General features: G+C 38.6%; 15 protein-coding genes. All 15 read left to right on the forward strand.

Annotation, left to right across the window (positions count from 1 at the left end; translation table 11 throughout):
• Nucleotides 1–6: 6 nt before the first annotated feature.
• The 15 genes from uvrA to trxB all read left to right on the forward strand — a co-directional run bounded on the left by uvrA (nt 7) and on the right by trxB (nt 16,610).
• Complete coding sequence (gene uvrA, locus BMX40_RS07635) at nt 7–2,883, forward strand: excinuclease ABC subunit UvrA (protein ID WP_090868476.1); 2,877 nt, start codon at nt 7–9, stop codon at nt 2,881–2,883.
• Nucleotides 2,884–3,521: 638 nt separating this feature from the next.
• Complete coding sequence (locus BMX40_RS07640; protein WP_090868478.1) at nt 3,522–3,875, forward strand: YojF family protein; 354 nt, start codon at nt 3,522–3,524, stop codon at nt 3,873–3,875.
• Nucleotides 3,876–3,915: 40 nt separating this feature from the next.
• Entirely contained in the window at nt 3,916–4,584 is a 669-nt protein-coding gene (gene bshB2 / locus BMX40_RS07645) for a bacillithiol biosynthesis deacetylase BshB2 (protein ID WP_090868480.1), read from the forward strand.
• A gap of 33 nt (nt 4,585–4,617) precedes the next feature.
• Complete coding sequence (locus tag BMX40_RS07650; protein ID WP_090868482.1) at nt 4,618–4,812, forward strand: PspC domain-containing protein; 195 nt, start codon at nt 4,618–4,620, stop codon at nt 4,810–4,812.
• The gene (locus tag BMX40_RS07655; RefSeq protein WP_090868484.1) at nt 4,813–5,172 is read left to right on the forward strand and encodes a phage holin family protein; all 360 of its coding nucleotides are present in this window, start codon (nt 4,813–4,815) and stop codon (nt 5,170–5,172) included.
• A 276-nt stretch (nt 5,173–5,448) separates the two neighbouring features.
• Nucleotides 5,449–6,387: an HPr(Ser) kinase/phosphatase gene (hprK, locus tag BMX40_RS07660; RefSeq protein ID WP_090868486.1), complete on the forward strand. Its 939-nt coding sequence runs from the start codon at nt 5,449–5,451 to the stop codon at nt 6,385–6,387.
• A 17-nt stretch (nt 6,388–6,404) separates the two neighbouring features.
• The gene (gene lgt, locus BMX40_RS07665) at nt 6,405–7,268 is read left to right on the forward strand and encodes a prolipoprotein diacylglyceryl transferase (protein WP_090868488.1); all 864 of its coding nucleotides are present in this window, start codon (nt 6,405–6,407) and stop codon (nt 7,266–7,268) included.
• A 31-nt stretch (nt 7,269–7,299) separates the two neighbouring features.
• Nucleotides 7,300–8,259 carry a nucleoside recognition domain-containing protein gene (locus tag BMX40_RS07670; RefSeq protein WP_090868490.1) on the forward strand — a complete coding sequence of 320 codons (960 nt, stop codon included), beginning with the start codon at nt 7,300–7,302 and terminating at the stop codon, nt 8,257–8,259.
• A complete protein-coding gene (ppaX, locus tag BMX40_RS07675; protein WP_090868492.1) occupies nt 8,234–8,866 on the forward strand; it encodes a pyrophosphatase PpaX in 633 nt (210 codons plus the stop codon). The genes BMX40_RS07670 and ppaX overlap by 26 nt, the downstream gene beginning before the upstream one ends.
• A 45-nt stretch (nt 8,867–8,911) precedes the next feature.
• A complete protein-coding gene (locus tag BMX40_RS07680; protein WP_090868494.1) occupies nt 8,912–9,430 on the forward strand; it encodes an acyltransferase in 519 nt (172 codons plus the stop codon).
• 16 nt (nt 9,431–9,446) lie between these two features.
• Nucleotides 9,447–9,983 carry a glycerol-3-phosphate responsive antiterminator gene (locus BMX40_RS07685; RefSeq protein ID WP_139177920.1) on the forward strand — a complete coding sequence of 179 codons (537 nt, stop codon included), beginning with the start codon at nt 9,447–9,449 and terminating at the stop codon, nt 9,981–9,983.
• 1,014 nt (nt 9,984–10,997) lie between these two features.
• The gene (glpK, locus tag BMX40_RS07690) at nt 10,998–12,491 is read left to right on the forward strand and encodes a glycerol kinase GlpK (protein ID WP_090868498.1); all 1,494 of its coding nucleotides are present in this window, start codon (nt 10,998–11,000) and stop codon (nt 12,489–12,491) included.
• 212 nt (nt 12,492–12,703) lie between these two features.
• Complete coding sequence (locus BMX40_RS07695; protein WP_090868499.1) at nt 12,704–14,365, forward strand: glycerol-3-phosphate dehydrogenase/oxidase; 1,662 nt, start codon at nt 12,704–12,706, stop codon at nt 14,363–14,365.
• A gap of 201 nt (nt 14,366–14,566) precedes the next feature.
• The gene (locus tag BMX40_RS07700) at nt 14,567–15,580 is read left to right on the forward strand and encodes a tetratricopeptide repeat protein (RefSeq protein WP_170840704.1); all 1,014 of its coding nucleotides are present in this window, start codon (nt 14,567–14,569) and stop codon (nt 15,578–15,580) included.
• Nucleotides 15,581–15,656: 76 nt separating this feature from the next.
• Complete coding sequence (trxB, locus tag BMX40_RS07705; RefSeq protein WP_090868501.1) at nt 15,657–16,610, forward strand: thioredoxin-disulfide reductase; 954 nt, start codon at nt 15,657–15,659, stop codon at nt 16,608–16,610.
• Nucleotides 16,611–16,963 lie beyond the last annotated feature (353 nt).

A 16,963-nucleotide genomic window follows, 5' to 3' on the forward strand; every position in this document is an offset into this window, starting at 1 on the left:
CTGTTCATGCCTAGTAAATCAATTATGATTCAAGGTGCGCGCGCACATAACTTAAAAGATATTGATGTAAAAATACCTAAGAATAAGCTTGTCGTATTAACAGGATTATCAGGTTCAGGGAAATCCTCTCTGGCCTTTGATACGATCTATGCAGAAGGACAACGTAGATATGTTGAGTCTCTTTCAGCTTATGCCCGGCAGTTTTTAGGTCAAATGGATAAACCAGATGTAGATGCAATTGAAGGTTTATCTCCTGCAATCTCGATTGACCAAAAAACTACGAGTAGAAATCCACGTTCGACGGTTGGTACCGTAACAGAAATATATGATTATTTACGATTACTATATGCCCGTATTGGTCGTCCAACTTGTCCAAAACACGGGGTAGAAATTAGTTCGCAAACGGTCCAGCAAATGGTTGACCGTATATTAGAGTACCCGGAACGAACAAAGCTGCAAATTCTTGCTCCTGTTGTGTCTGGTCGTAAAGGGGAGCATACTAAAACATTTGAAAAGTTGAAACAAGAAGGTTATGTACGAATCCGTGTTGATCAGGAAATGCGGGAAGTAACGGAAGAATTTGACTTGGACAAAAATAAAAAGCATTCGATCGAGGTTGTAGTTGATCGAATTGTCGTTAAAGATGGAGTAGCAGGGCGTTTAAGTGATTCTATCGAAACAGCTTTAAAGCTTGGGGAAGGCAACATTATTGTTGATGTCATTGGTGAAGAAGAGTTAATGTTTAGTGAAAATCATGCTTGTCCCATTTGTGGTTTTTCCATTAGTGAGTTAGAACCAAGATTGTTCTCCTTTAATAGTCCTTATGGTGCTTGTCCAACTTGTGATGGTTTAGGAACGAATTTGGAAGTAGATATTGATCTGGTTATACCAGATTGGGAGAAAACGTTAAATGAACATGCAATTGCTGCATGGGAGCCAATAAGTTCAAAATATTACCCACAGCTATTAAAAAGTGTTTGTGATCATTTTGGCATTGACATGGATATTCCCGTCAAAAACATCCCAAAACACCAAATGGAGAAAATTCTATTTGGAAGCGGTGAAGAAAAGATCCATTTTCATTATGTGAATGATTTTGGTAATGTTCGAGATAACATGATCAATTTTGAAGGGGTCATGAATAATATAGCTCGAAGGTATAAGGAAACATCCTCAGACTTTATTCGTGAGACATTAGAGAAATACATGGCCCAAAAGCATTGTCCTACATGTAAAGGGTACCGCTTGAAAAAGGAAGCTTTAGCAGTATTGGTAAATGGCAAGCATATTAGTATGATTACGGATTATTCCATAACGGAAGCGCAAAACTTCTTTGCTGGATTAGATCTAACTGAAAAAGAAGAGCAAATCTCTCGGTTAATTTTAAAGGAAATAAATAATCGTCTAGAATTTTTAAATAATGTAGGGCTTGATTATTTAACGATGTCTCGTGCCGCGGGAACATTGTCTGGTGGAGAAGCACAAAGGATACGATTAGCCACGCAAATTGGTTCTGCGCTAACCGGCGTGCTTTATGTCCTTGACGAACCATCTATTGGATTACATCAGCGAGATAACGATAGACTAATTCATACGTTGAAAAATATGCGAGATTTAGATAATACATTATTAGTCGTAGAGCATGATGAGGATACAATGTTAGCAGCAGATTGGCTGATTGACATCGGTCCAGGTGCAGGAGAGCATGGCGGTCAAATTGTTGCAAGTGGTACTCCAAATAGTGTCATGAAAAACAAGAAGTCGTTAACAGGACAGTATCTGTCTGGAAAAAAATACATTCCACTTCCAACTAAACGGCGAGAAACTGATGGACGTTTTATTGAAGTAGTGGGAGCATCGGAAAACAATTTAAAAGATGCTTCTGCTAAATTTCCAATTGGATTAATGACAGTAGTAACCGGAGTTTCTGGCTCAGGTAAAAGTACCCTTGTAAATGAAATACTATATAAATCGTTGGCAAAAGAGTTGAATCGTGCCAAACAGAAACCAGGAGCGCATAAAGAAATTAAAGGCTTGGATTATATTGATAAAGTAATTGATATTGACCAATCACCTATCGGTCGTACCCCTAGATCCAATCCGGCTACCTATACAGGTGTATTTGATGATGTACGGGATGTCTTTGCTCAAACAAATGAAGCAAAAGTACGAGGGTATAAGAAAGGGCGCTTTAGTTTTAACGTAAAAGGCGGGCGTTGTGAAGCTTGTCGTGGAGACGGTATTATTAAAATTGAAATGCACTTTTTACCAGATGTGTATGTGCCGTGTGAAGTATGCCATGGAAAACGATATAATAGAGAGACTTTAGAAGTGAAATATAAAGGGAAAAATATTGCAGATGTATTAGATATGAGAATTGAGGAAGCATTGGATTTCTTTGCAAATATCCCGAAAATCAAACGTAAGCTTCAAACAATTTATGATGTGGGGTTAGGCTATATTAAACTTGGTCAGCCTGCTACAACATTATCTGGTGGAGAGGCACAGCGTGTGAAGTTAGCTAGTGAATTGCATCGCCGTTCCACAGGTAAATCCTTTTATATATTGGATGAGCCGACAACAGGGCTACATGTGGACGATATCAAACGATTGCTGGGAGTATTGCAGCGATTAGTAGAAAATGGAGATTCCGTTTTAATTATTGAGCATAATTTAGATGTCATTAAAACTGCAGACCATATTATCGACCTTGGCCCTGAAGGTGGTTCAAGAGGTGGGCAAATTATTGCTACTGGTACTCCAGAAGAAATAGCTAGCGAAGACAACTCACATACTGGTAGGTATTTAAAGCCAATACTTGAGCGGGATCAAAAGCGTCTAGAAGAATCCTTACTAGAAAAAGAAAAAGTTCAAGCTAAATAACAAATCACAATGGGGTAGTAAGTCAGGAGAGCTTGCTACCCTGTTGGTATCTGCAAAGGTGTTTCTATTCGATATTCCTCTGCAAGGATTAATAATGAATAGTAGATGAATAATGTGATGTAACTTTATTTTATTGCTTAAAATTATCCTGTCCTAATGGATGTATTCGTTAGAAAGCCGCTACGGCAGAACGCTTCGCTTTCCGCGGGCACGGCCTCAGCCTCCTCACGGATAGACCACCGTTGCGGGGTCTTCGGACTCGTGCTGTTCCCGCAGGAGTCTACGCATTCTGCCTCCGCTGATGAAGTTCTTTATACCAAGTATTTAATTAGAGAAAAGTGCTATTTAAAAACTGAATGCAATAACTAGCGTAGGAAACACATGAAGACTCCAGCGGGAGAAAAGGCATCGGTGAGACCCCACAGTGCGCCAGCACGAGGAGGCTCACCAGCCACCCGCGGAAAGCGAAATGTGTTTCCGAAGCGGTGTAATAGCATCAGTACCATTGCAATTTTCGTCGCATTATATACATTAAACGCAACATAGGATGCGAGATGAACTTTTATGGAATCAAACTTTTGACGCACCATCGGTAATTCGGTAAGGTAAAATAGAGAAGAAAGTTGGGAGGAAATCTGATGAAACCAATTGAAATAGATAAAGTTCAAGAAATGCTAGAAAGCTTCATGAATAAAGAAGTATACGTCCACTTAGAAACAACAAATGGTGCTTATGCAAGCCACTTTAATGATAAAGCATATAATGTTGGTGTATACATTCGAAATACAACCGTATCATTTTCTCAGGCGAAAATCGTTGGAGATGGTAACTCGTACCGTGCCGGCTTGAAAATGGAGAAGGGTTGGATTTATGCAGAAGGTTTAACCGATTGGGAGATCTACGAAGATACCAAACTACTACTTGCAGGACATGATCGTGAAGGAAGATTAATGGTAGCCTTACAAATAAGTGAAACTCCGTTTAGTTATTAAAAACGTATGAACAACCGAAAAAAGGGAATGGTGAAATAGTATGGAAAAACATGTCGTTGTTATTTATCCACATCCAGATGATGAGTCTTTTGGTGCAGCTGGCACGATCGCAAAATTCCGTGAACAAGGTGTACCAGTAACGTATTTATGCGGTACTCTTGGGGAAATGGGAAGAAACATGGGCTCCCCGACTTTTGCAAACCGTGAGTCTTTACCAGAAATACGCAAAAAAGAATTAATCGATGCCTGCCGCGTACTAGATATGGATTTACATATGCTAGGGTATCGTGATAAGACGATCGAATTTGAGGATCGACAACAGGTTGCGAACCATTTAAAAGGATTCATAGAAGATATCGAACCTAGTTTAGTGATTACGCACTACCCAGAGCACGCGATTCACCCTGACCATAATGCATTAGGTGCTGCTGCGGTTGAAGCAGTCCGTCTTATGGACCCAACTAAAAGGCCAACAGTTTGGGCCCAAGCAATAACGAATACCCACTATGAAGACTTAGGAAAACCAGATGTTATAAATGATGTAAAAGGTATTTTTGATAAAAAAATGGAAGCTATCTTAGCCCATAAATCGCAAGCGAGTGGAATGTTAAAAACCTTTAATCAGGATGGCAACATCTCTGAAGATTTGAAAGAGGAAGCGAAGAAACGTTTAGGAAAAGAGCGTTTTTACATTTGGAAATATGAGTGAAAATAGGATAATCATATAAAGTGAGGTGAGCCGATGAAACGCCTTTATAGGTCAGAAAAGGACCGGATGCTAGGAGGAGTTTTAGCGGGGATTGCCGAGTATTTTAATATCGATCCAACCATCGTCCGATTGTTATTTGTAGTGCTATTTTTTGTTACGAATATATTTCTTCTAGTTGCCTATGTAATTGCAATATTTATCATTCCAAATGAAAGTGGGTTGCGCTAAATGCTAAAAAGAGCCTTGTTATCCATTTTTCTAAATGCAGTTGCATTAATAGCTGTGGCGCAATTATTTGATGCTTTTCATTTGGATGGTTTTGGTGCAGCATTACTTGCTAGTTTTATATTAGGCATTTTAAATGTTTTGTTAAAGCCAATCCTAATTATCTTAACACTGCCAATTACAGTAGTTTCACTTGGTTTATTTTTGTTTGTGATAAATGCGATCACATTAATGATCACACAAGCTTTAATGGGTTCTACTTTTGTAATTGAAGGGTTTGGAACTGCAATTATAGCAGCAATTGTTATTTCAATATTAAACTTATTACTCAATCAATTAATGAAAGACACGATGAAAACGTAGGCATCGGTGGTTACCCCAAAAGTTAGTTTTTTTACACTAACTTTTGGGGTTTGTACCATCGAGTCTACGTTTTTGTATATAAATCATTTTGTTGGTGAATTTTGCAATTTGTAACTAGCAACTAATATTCGTGAATATCAATAAAATACAAAACTTGTCCTTCATTATCGAAGGATAAAATTATGTATTATAAAAATTGGGGTCTGCTTGATTCCTTCCACACGATAAAATATGCTACAATGAGATACAGTTATGACCTTAATGGAGGCAATTAAAATGAAATCAACTGTCAGAACAAAGGATCTACTTGAGAATTTTAATTTAACATTAGTTGCAGGGGAAGACGGAATACATAGAGAAATTGTGACGAGTGATATTTCTCGTCCTGGAATTGAAATGACGGGTTATTTTAAATATTATCCAAAGGAACGATTACAGTTACTTGGAAAAACAGAAATGACCTATTTTTTAGATTTAAGTGATGCAGAAAAACGTGACCGTGCGGAAAAGTTATGTACCGATGTTACGCCGGGGATCGTTGTATCTCGGGGAATGGAAGTGCCAGAAATCTTAGTCGAGGCTGCCAATAAATCGGGGGTGCCAATTTTACATTCCCCACGTAAAACCACGCGTGTGATCAGTCGACTCACGAATTACTTAGAGGCTAAATTTGCCCCTTTTACTGCTATCCATGGTGTCCTTGTTGATATTTATGGTGTGGGTGTACTGATTACAGGGCAAAGTGGTGTCGGAAAAAGTGAGACGGCTTTGGAATTAGTGAAGCGTGGACATCGTCTAGTTGCAGACGACAGTGTGGAAATACGCCAGGAAGATTATGATACTTTGATTGGAAATTCACCACCTTTAATAGAACATCTTTTAGAGATCCGTGGTCTTGGCATCATTAATGTCATGACATTATTTGGGGCGGGATCTGTACGGAGCTATAAAAAGATTTCTTTAATTATTAATCTAGAGCTGTGGGACCAGAAAAAGCAATATGATCGATTAGGTTTAGATGAAGACACCATGAAAATTATGGATGTAAAGCTTCCAAAAGCAACCATTCCTGTACGACCAGGTAGAAACCTTGCCGTTATAATAGAGGTTGCAGCAATGAACTTCCGTTTAAAACGTATGGGTGTTAATGCTGCAGAAGAATTTTCCGAGCGTTTAACAACCATGATGGATCATGATAAAGATGAAATGGATTAGGATAGGGGGAATGTGTTGTGAGCTGTGATGCACCAGCACTAGATCGGGTATTTTTACAGATAGGCTCTTTACCTATTTATTGGTATGGAGTAATAATTGCTACCGGGGCATTTCTAGCACTTTGGTTAGTGACAAGAGAAGCAAATCGCTTGGGCATGAAAAAAGATATTATGGTGGATTTAGTTGTATTTGCGATTCCAATATCGATTATTTGTGCTCGAATCTATTATGTTGTATTTGAATGGGAGAATTATGCAAATGGCCCGTTATGGAGAGTTATTGCCATATGGGAAGGTGGAATAGCCATTCACGGAGCATTAATCGGAGCTGTATTAACAGCTGTTATTTTTGCACGGGTGAAGAAAGTGTCATTCTGGAAATTAGCAGATGTAGCAGCACCAGGCTTGATTTTAGGGCAGGCAATTGGACGCTGGGGTAATTTTATGAACCAGGAAGCACACGGTGGGCCAATTTCGGAGTCTACTTATAATAGCTTTCATCAATATCTACCTGATTTCATCATGAATCAAATGTGTATTGATGGTGTATTGTACCATCCTACATTTTTATACGAATCCGTTTGGAATATCTTCGTATTAATTTTATTACTAGTCCTTCGCCGCAAAAACCTATTACGTGGTGAATTGTTTATAACGTACTTAATGTCATACAGTGTAGGGCGTTTCTTTATTGAAGGAATGCGGACCGATAGCTTATATGGTGGTGGATTGAGAGCAGCTCAAGTAATTTCGATACTGATTATTGTTGCTGGGATCATCCTTATTATTTATCGCCGTAGAACAATAAAAGCACGCTATAATGATTCAGAGCCTTCCAGTAATAAGAAGGGAACTAAAAAGAATACGAAAAAGAAGAAGTAATATAGAATAACAACAAAGGTGGAGTGGGGAAATGTCAGGAATATTATTCCGGGGGCTTAAAGAAGGATTAAAAACAACATGGACATTGGGGAAAGTAATCTTTCCAATTACGTTACTAGTTACGATCCTACAGCATACCCCTGTTTTGCCGTGGATTATTGATAAAATTAGTCCGATAATGAGTTTGCTTGGCTTATCAGGGGAAGCTGCTGTTCCATTAGTACTTGGGAATGCATTAAATTTGTATGCTGGGATTGCTGCAATTGTTTCATTTGATTTTACGGTGAAGGAAGTATTCATTCTTGCGATTATGCTATCCTTTTCCCATAATTTATTTATTGAATCAGCTGTTGCTTCTAAGGTTGGAGTGAAGTGGTGGATTATTGTTGGGGTCCGTGTCGGTCTTGCTTTACTCGCAGCAGTAATCATTAATTTGATTTGGAATGGTGGAGCCGAGTTAGCACAATATGGACTCATTTCTTCTAGTGAGGTTGTATTAAACAATTGGGGAGAAATTGGACTTCAAGGCATTCAAACAGCGTTTTTAGCTGTATTGCAATTAGCCCTAATCGTTATTCCGTTAATGATCATTATGCAGTATTTACGTGAAAAAGGATGGCTGACGAAATTATCAAATAGTTTTGCTCCGTTTACAAGGGTACTTGGAATGGAAAAAAACACATCCATGACACTTGTGGCAGGCTTAACCATTGGTCTTGCTTATGGTGCTGGTTTAATGATTCAAGCAGTAAAGGAAGACGGAGTATCTAGACGAGATATGACACTGGCATTGATTTTTCTCGTATCTTGTCACGCGGTTGTTGAAGATACACTCGTATTTATTCCTTTAGGGATACCGGTTTGGCCGCTACTTATTATCCGTTTAGTAACTGCCATACTTTTAACGATGACGATTGCATTTATTTGGAGACGTGCAGATCAGCGGAAAGGGAAGGAAATCACCAGTGAACATTCATACAATACTCTTTGATTTAGATGGAACATTAATTGATACAAATGAATTAATCAACCAATCTTTTATGCACACATTTAAACATTATGGACTGGATTTTACGAAGGAAGAAATTCGTTCCTTTAACGGACCACCATTACGAGACACGTTTGAAAAAATTGATAAGACGAAGGTGGATGAGATGGTTGACGTTTACCGAGAACATAACCTATCCCACCACGAACAATACGTGAAAATATTTCCTAATGTACTAGAAACACTATCCGCATTACGTGATCAAGGAGTACAGCTTGGTATTGTAACAACTAAAATGAGAAATAGTGTGGAACTAGGTTTGAAAATAACTGGATTAGAAGGATTTTTTCAATCGATTGTAACCCTTGATGATGTTACGCACGCAAAGCCACACCCAGAACCAGTGTTCATGGGATTGAAAGAACTTGGCGGAGACCGTGAAACAACATTAATGGTAGGAGATAATTCTCATGATATTGAAGCAGGTCATCATGCTGGAGTACGTACTGCTGGTGTTGCATGGTCCCATAAGGGAAAAGAATTTTTAGAAGAATATAAACCAACATATATGTTAGAAGACATGCGCGATTTATTGCAATTAGTAAAGTGATTATTTAAGTAACACTCGTTTGGTAAATGGGTAGGAGTGGAATAGATGCGTAAAACAGAGCGATTTCAGGTGGAATCAGCTAATTCATTATGGCATATCTATAAGACGGTCTCCTTTTGGAAAGTAGTAAAAAACTTTATTATTATTCAACTTGCACGATATACGCCTTTTTTGCCAATTAAAAATTGGTTGTATCGAACTTTTCTTCGGATGAAGGTAGGCAAAGAGACTTCTTTTGCATTGATGGTAATGCCGGATACGATGTTTCCAGAAAAAATAACAGTTGGAACGAATAGTGTTATTGGCTATAATACAACGATTTTGGCTCATGAATATTTAATCAAGGAATACCGAATTGGGGAGGTTGTTATTGGAGATGAAGTATTAATTGGTGCCAATACAACCATACTGCCAGGGGTTACAATTGGAGATGGAGCAGTTGTTTCTGCAGCAACACTTGTTCATAAAGATGTTCCAGCAGGAGCGTTTGTTGGAGGAAATCCAATGAAAGTGATTTATACAAAAGAGGAAATGGAAAACCGAATGAATAAAGGTGATATTTAATAGGTAGGTGCATCCAATGATTCCAACAGGTATCATACCTGCAATTCGTAATATGAAGGATTTTGATGAAGTATTAGAAACATCGCATAAGGCGATTGTACTGCTCGAAACGCGACTAGCTCAATTAAAGGACATGGTAGCCTATGCCAAGCGCAAGAATAAAAAAGTATTTCTCCATTTTGACCTAATTCAAGGGTTAAAAGCTGATGATTACGGTATGGAATTTCTTATACGTGAGGTTAAACCAGATGGAATACTTTCTACACGAGGGAAGGTAATCGGTTTAGCAAAAAAACATAATCTGTTAGCAATTCAACGTTTGTTCTTGCTAGACAGTAGTGCACTAGATAATAATTTAACGCTCATTCGAAAATCCAAGCCAGACTGTATTGAAGTGTTACCAGGGATTATCCCACGAATGATTGAAAAAGTTCATCAAGACTCTGGTTTACCCATCATAGCAGGTGGGTTAATCAAAGAAGAAACCGATGTAACAGCTGCCCTTGAAGCGGGAGCTGTTGCAATCACAACCTCAGATAAAACACTATGGTAATAAATGCAACCTCCATCTACCTAGGATGGGGGTTTTAAAGTAACCCGTCTTGAATGTTGCAGATAATGGATATAATGCGACGTAACTTTTGATTTCACCTAATGGAAATATTGTTAGATAGCCGCTACGGCAGAACGCTTCGCTTTCCGCGGATTGCCTGAGCCTATATATAAAGGAATGAGGAACCACCTCGTCATTGATGAGGATCGTGGTTCCGTTAAAAGACAAAAACACAACCTAAACAAGGAGTATGATGATCCTCATTACGCTATTAGTCATAAATCAGTGAAAATTACACTGGAAAATGGTGAATAAAGGAATGAGGAACCAAAACCATGCTCAAAGGACTTATTTCGACCATTTAACGGAATGAGGAACCACCTCGTTTTTGATGAGGATCGTGGTTCCGTTAAATGACAAAAACACAACCTAAACAAGGAGTATGATGATCCTCATTCCGCTATTAGTCATAAATCAGTGAAAATTACACTGGAAAATGGTGAATAAAGGAATGAGGAACCAAAACCATGCTCCAGACGACTTATTTCTACCATTTAACGGAATGAGGAACCACCTCGTCATTGATGAGGATCGTGGTTCCGTTAAATGACAAAAACACAGCCCAAACAAGGAGTATGATGATCCTCATTCCGCTATTAGTCATAAATCAGTGAAAATTACACTGGAAAATGGTGAATAAAGGAATGAGGAACCAAAACCATGCTCAAAGGACTTATTTCGACCATTTAACGGAATGAGGATCCACCTCGTCATCGCTGAAGATCGTTCTTCCGCTATTTGGATCCAATGACGGTTAGATGAATCCTACTTCCCCCATTTGCGGATTAAGTATTCCACCATCAGCTTCATTTATGAATACATTTTTTATGTCGCATCATACATCTCTTACCAACTATGGTTACATCATAGTAAAATATCTTAAGCAGGGAAAGTTTGGTGTGATCAAGAATATATATAGTAGAAATAGATTGAATGAGAATGAGGAGGATAGGTATGCAAGAGAAATTTATATTGGCGATTGACCAGGGAACAACTAGCTCGCGAGCAATTATTATGAATCACGAAGGTGAAATTGTCGGCTCGTCCCAACAGGAGTTTGAACAACACTTCCCACATCCCGGCTGGGTGGAACATGATGCAAATGAAATATGGACTTCTGTTTTGGCTTGTATTGCTAATGTTTTACGTACAAGTGACGTAGCACCTGAACAAATCGCTGGAATTGGAATTACAAATCAGCGCGAAACAACGGTAGTATGGGATCGGCATACCGGCAAACCAATCTACAGGGCAATTGTTTGGCAATCAAGACAAACTACTGAAATCTGTGAAGAATTAAAGCGTACCGGGCATGAAGATAAGATAAAGAAGAAAACCGGTTTGTTAATAGACCCTTATTTTTCAGGGACGAAGGTGAAATGGATTCTTGAACATGTGGAAGGTGCCAAGGAAAAAGCTGAAAATGGGGATTTACTATTTGGTACGATTGATTCGTGGCTCGTGTATAAATTAACTGGCGGTAAAGAGCATGTTACCGATTATTCCAATGCTTCTCGAACATTACTCTATAATATATATGACTTACAATGGGATGAGGAACTTCTGAATATTTTTGAGGTCCCGAAAAGTATGTTGCCAGAGGTGAAACAGTCCTCAGAAGTTTACGGTCACACGGTTGATTATCATTTCTTTGGGGAGGAAATACCAATAGCAGGAATTGCTGGGGATCAACAAGCAGCTCTATTTGGGCAGGCCTGCTATGAGGAAGGAATGGCAAAAAATACATATGGTACCGGATGCTTCTTATTAATGAATACGGGCGAAAATCCTGCTCATTCCGAGCACGGTTTACTAACAACCTTAGCATGGGGTGTCGATGGGAAGGTAGAGTATGCCTTGGAGGGAAGTATATTTGTGGCTGGTTCTGCCGTACAATGGCTTCGTGATGGGTTGCGATTGATCGATGAATCTCCAGAAAGTGAAGGACTGGCTAAGTTGGTTGATTCAACAGATGGGGTATATGTTGTACCTGCTTTTGTTGGATTAGGAACTCCATACTGGGATAGTGAAGTTCGTGGTGCTGTTTTTGGATTGACCCGTGGTACCTCTAAAGAACATTTTGTACGGGCGACGTTAGAGTCATTGGCTTATCAAACTCGTGATGTTGTCGAGGCAATGATTTCAGATTCGAATATTGAGTTAAAAAAATTACGCGTTGATGGAGGCGCAGTCAAAAATGACTTCCTGATGCAATTTCAAAGTGATGTATTAGGCACAGCCGTAGAGCGTCCAGTTGTTAATGAGACGACGGCACTAGGTGCAGCGTATTTGGCAGGCTTGGCTGTTGGATACTGGGGGAGTAAAGAAGAGATCGCAAAGCAATGGAAGATTGATAAAACATACGAATATAAGATGCCTGAGGAAGAAAAGGAACGGCTATATAATGGATGGAAAAAAGCTGTTTCGGCTGCGCAGACATTTAAATAAAGAAACAAAAGCATTGAGAACCTCGGTAGAATGTGATAAAGTAAAATTAAGTTAATAGAAAGCATGGAGAATTGGAGAACCGCAAAACAGCTAATGTTAAGAATAGCATTAGTTAGTTTTGCGGTTTTTTTATTAGGTAAAGTGACCTTTTCAAGGGTAAAGTACCTAGTGACCAGTTCTATCACAACGTTATTTACTTGGGAGTGGATAGCATGAACGAATTTTCTAGTTTGAAACGGGAGCAAATGATTTCTCAACTAAAGGAGGTAACCTTGGATTTACTCGTGATCGGTGGAGGAATTACTGGAGCAGGAATATCTCTGGATGCTGTAACACGGGGGCTAAAAACAGCAGTAGTTGAAATGCAAGACTTTGCTGCCGGTACATCGAGTAGATCAACGAAATTAGTGCATGGTGGGCTACGATATTTGAAACAATTGGATGTGAAAGTAGTTGCGGAGGTTGGAAAAGAACGTGCCATTGTTTATGAAAATGGTCCGCATGTAACAACTCCAGAATGGATGATGCTCCCTTTTCATGAAGGAGGGACTTTTGGGCCTTTTACAACAAATATCGGATTACGTGTTTATGACTTCTTAGCAGGAGTTAAGAAAACGGAGCGAAGAAAAATGTTCTCTGCAGACCAGGCTTTCCAAAGGGAACCCTTGATCAAGCATGTTGGTTTGAAAGGTGCTGGATATTATGTTGAATATAAAACAGACGATGCACGGCTAACAATAGAGGTTATTAAAAAAGCTGTAGAAAAAGGAGCATTTGCGTTAAATTATACGAAAGTAATTGAATTTATTTACAACAAGGAAGGTAAAGTAATTGGTGCTGTAATCGAGGACCAATTATCAAAGGAAAAATATAAAGTTTATGCGAGAAAGATAATCAATGCAGCAGGTCCTTGGGTAGATGAATTACGCGACAAGGATGGATCGAAACAGGGCAAACATTTGCTGTTAACAAAAGGAGTTCATTTGGTCTTTTCAAAAGAAGTTTTTCCTTTACAACAGGCGATTTATTTCGATACTCCTGATGGACGTATGGTATTTGCGATACCGCGTGATGGGAAGACATATGTCGGGACAACGGATACTCCTTATCATGGAGACATCGCCCATCCAACAATGAATGTAGAAGATAGGGACTACATCATAGAAGCTATTCATTATATGTTTCCTTCATTAACCATTACTGCAGATGATGTGGAATCCAGTTGGGCTGGCTTACGACCATTAATTGCTGAAGAAGGTAAAGGTCCAAGTGAAATCTCTCGCAAGGATGAAGTGTTTGTTTCTGATTCTGGTCTAATAACAATGGCAGGAGGAAAACTAACAGGCTATCGGAAAATGGCGGAACAGGCAGTAAATACGGTTGTTCGTCAGCTGAAAAAAGAGGACGGAATCCTTTTTTCAAAATCAGAGACAGAAAAGTTGCCTATTTCTGGTGGAGATGTAGGTGGCTCGATTGGTTTTAAACAATACAAACAAGAAAAAGTGAGCGAAGGAATTACTCTTGGATTACATGAAGCAGATGCAAAAAAACTTGTACAGCGCTATGGATCTAATGTAGAGAAGGTATACGAAATATTCCAGGATAAAATAGAAAAGAACGATCAGCCAATAACGGATTCACTTATATTCGCGGAGTTGGATTACGCAATACGATATGAACTCGCATACAAACCAGTAGATTTTTTTGTACGACGCACAGGTTCGTTATTCTTTTCCATTGATTGGGTTAAAAAGTATAAAGAGCCGGTCATGGAATATATGAAAGGAGTACTGAATTGGGATACGGAGGAAAAAGATACTTATAAAAGAGAGTTAGAGCAGTTATTAAGAGAGGCAGTTACCCCAGTTAAATAATGGTTAAGATGCTTCCACTCACGTACCGAGGGTGGAAGCTTTTTCGTTACGGGGGTCGAACAAAATAATTGAACAGGTATAGTTATTTAAAGAACAACTAGGAACATTATCTATTAAAATATAATAGAAAATATCACTATATTATTCTACTATTAATTGTGGTATACTTTGTTCGATATGTTAAATAGTAGGGGGATATGTATGCAAGACGTGAAGAACAGTGTAGAAGGACAGAAACGAAACAATCTTATCCCTTTTATCCCTGATGGTGATTTTTATTTCACAAAAGGTGTGGAAGCCTTCCGTAAGAAGAAGTTTGAGGTTGCGTTAAAATGGATGAATAAGGCAGTTGAAGCTGTACCGAAAGACCCTTTATATCAGTGTCAAATGTCGATAATATATACCGAAATTGGTTCTTATCATAAAGCAAATCAAATCTTGACAGATGTATTACAAACAAGTGGAAATCAATATGTTGATTGTTATTATTTATTAGCAAATAATTATGCGCATTTAGGCTTGCTAAATGATGCCAGGAAGTATGCAAAGTCATACTTGGACTTAGAGCCTAATGGTGATTTTAGTGAAGAAGCGAAAAGCTTAATTGAATTAATGGAGTTTGAAGACGATGATGAAGAGGAAGACTTTGGTCCGCCACTAGAGGATGAAGACGAGCTCTTAATTTATCAGGAAACTGCATTTTATCATTTAGAGCATAAAGAATGGGAAAAAGCATTACTTGTATTAGAAGAGATGCAAACCTTATTCCCAGAGCATAAAACGATAAAACACGAATATGCACATGCGTTATTTTTTGATGGTGAAAAAGAAGAGGCTATAAAAATGGAAGAAGATAACATCCAAGAAGATCCGTTTAATCTGTATAGCCACACAAACTTAGCGACTTTTTATTATGAAACAAACCAAGAAGCGTATCAATTGCATATACGTGCGTTACTTAATGTATATCCAATACACGAACAGCAAAAGTTAAGAATAGCAACAACGTTAGCTAGGACAGGCTATTTTGAAGAAGCTTATACACGTTTCCGAATGCTATCCAAAGCTGTTGTAAAGAGCCATATTTCTTATTATCGCTGGTATAGTTTAGCGGCTTTCCAACTTGGCGAAATAGACAAAGCGAATTCGATATGGCAGGAGGGGGGCAGGAAGCATCCGGTGTTAGCTCATGAATCTGCCCCTTGGATGGAGTGAGCAAAAAGGTAGACGAATAAGTTCGAATTTACTACCCTAGTAGTAGTAAGACAGAGATTAAAAAGAGGTGTGAATCATGTCCGAAGAGAAAATGTATGATGTGATTATTGCTGGTGCAGGTCCAGCAGGGATGACTGCAGCTGTTTATACATCACGGGCAAACTTAGATACGTTAATGATTGAGCGTGGAATTCCAGGTGGACAAATGGCCAATACAGAAGATGTGGAGAACTATCCTGGTTTTGATCATATATTAGGGCCAGACCTATCGAATAAAATGTTTGACCATGCGAAAAAATTTGGTGCTGAATATGCCTATGGCGATATTAAAGAAGTGATCGATCATGGTGATTATAAAACGGTAGTTGCTGGGAATAAAGAGTATAATACGAGAGCATTAATCATTGCTACAGGAGCGCAATATAAGAAATTAGGAATCCCTGGTGAAGAAGAGCTAGGAGGACGTGGTGTATCATATTGTGCTGTTTGTGACGGTGCATTCTTTAAAGAGAAGGAATTAGTTGTTATCGGTGGAGGTGACTCTGCTGTTGAGGAGGGCGTATATCTTACTCGCTTTGCGGATAAAGTAACAATTGTGCACCGTCGTGATGAATTACGTGCTCAAAAAATCCTACAGGATCGTGCATTTGATAATGAAAAAATTGACTTCATCTGGGATACGGTTGTAGAAACGATTAATGGACCAGATGGAAAAGTTAGCAGTGTAACGCTGAAAAATACGAAGACAGGTGAAGAAAAAGAATTCTCTGCTGATGGCGTATTCGTTTATATTGGAATGGTACCATTGAGTGAACCATTTAAATCACTTGGTATTACGAATGATGAGGGGTATATTCCAACAAACGAGCATATGGAAACCAACATTCCAGGAGTATATGCAGCAGGAGATATTCGTGAAAAAACACTTCGACAAATCGTGACAGCTACTGGTGATGGAAGTATTGCTGCAGAAGCGGCACAAAAATATATTGAAGAGTTAACAGAAAAACTGAACGCAACAAAATCATAAACTTTTTGATAAAGTAAATACTTTTTAACCTCACTGTAACACGCACGAAATATATATGGGGTACAATAAGAATAACTAATTGACCCCCTTTTTAATAAATAGATTAGGATTTTGCACAGATGGATTCCATCTGTGCCCTTTTTTTGCACTGTGAGCCTTTTAATCTTGTCCATTTTTGTCGGATTAGGATATAACTGGCAAGCCAACATACCCTAATTCTAAACCATCTATTAGTAACAATAGGAATCCTTTCCTTTTCTGTATAAATGCAACTTTTGTTTTCTTTCCAAAGGCTTGGCGAAATGTCAGGTTTTCTAATATAATAGAAATAGTGTTTAAAATTGAATGTTCAT

The sequence above is a fragment of the Oceanobacillus limi genome (assembly GCF_900111445.1).
Lineage (GTDB): Bacteria > Bacillota > Bacilli > Bacillales > Amphibacillaceae > Ornithinibacillus > Ornithinibacillus limi.

Bases quoted from the DNA above. Each gene is read 5' to 3' on its own strand.
- uvrA (WP_090868476.1), top strand. From the start codon at position 7: ATGCCTAGTAAATCAATTATGATTCAAGGTGCGCGCGCACATAACTTA.
- BMX40_RS07655 (WP_090868484.1), top strand. From the start codon at position 4,813: ATGCTAAAAAGAGCCTTGTTATCCATTTTTCTAAATGCAGTTGCATTA.
- hprK (WP_090868486.1), top strand. From the start codon at position 5,449: ATGAAATCAACTGTCAGAACAAAGGATCTACTTGAGAATTTTAATTTA.
- BMX40_RS07640 (WP_090868478.1), top strand. From the start codon at position 3,522: ATGAAACCAATTGAAATAGATAAAGTTCAAGAAATGCTAGAAAGCTTC.
- BMX40_RS07680 (WP_090868494.1), top strand. From the start codon at position 8,912: ATGCGTAAAACAGAGCGATTTCAGGTGGAATCAGCTAATTCATTATGG.
- BMX40_RS07685 (WP_139177920.1), top strand. From the start codon at position 9,447: ATGATTCCAACAGGTATCATACCTGCAATTCGTAATATGAAGGATTTT.
- trxB (WP_090868501.1), top strand. From the start codon at position 15,657: ATGTCCGAAGAGAAAATGTATGATGTGATTATTGCTGGTGCAGGTCCA.
- BMX40_RS07650 (WP_090868482.1), top strand. From the start codon at position 4,618: ATGAAACGCCTTTATAGGTCAGAAAAGGACCGGATGCTAGGAGGAGTT.
- glpK (WP_090868498.1), top strand. From the start codon at position 10,998: ATGCAAGAGAAATTTATATTGGCGATTGACCAGGGAACAACTAGCTCG.
- bshB2 (WP_090868480.1), top strand. From the start codon at position 3,916: ATGGAAAAACATGTCGTTGTTATTTATCCACATCCAGATGATGAGTCT.
- BMX40_RS07700 (WP_170840704.1), top strand. From the start codon at position 14,567: ATGCAAGACGTGAAGAACAGTGTAGAAGGACAGAAACGAAACAATCTT.
- BMX40_RS07695 (WP_090868499.1), top strand. From the start codon at position 12,704: ATGAACGAATTTTCTAGTTTGAAACGGGAGCAAATGATTTCTCAACTA.
- BMX40_RS07670 (WP_090868490.1), top strand. From the start codon at position 7,300: ATGTCAGGAATATTATTCCGGGGGCTTAAAGAAGGATTAAAAACAACA.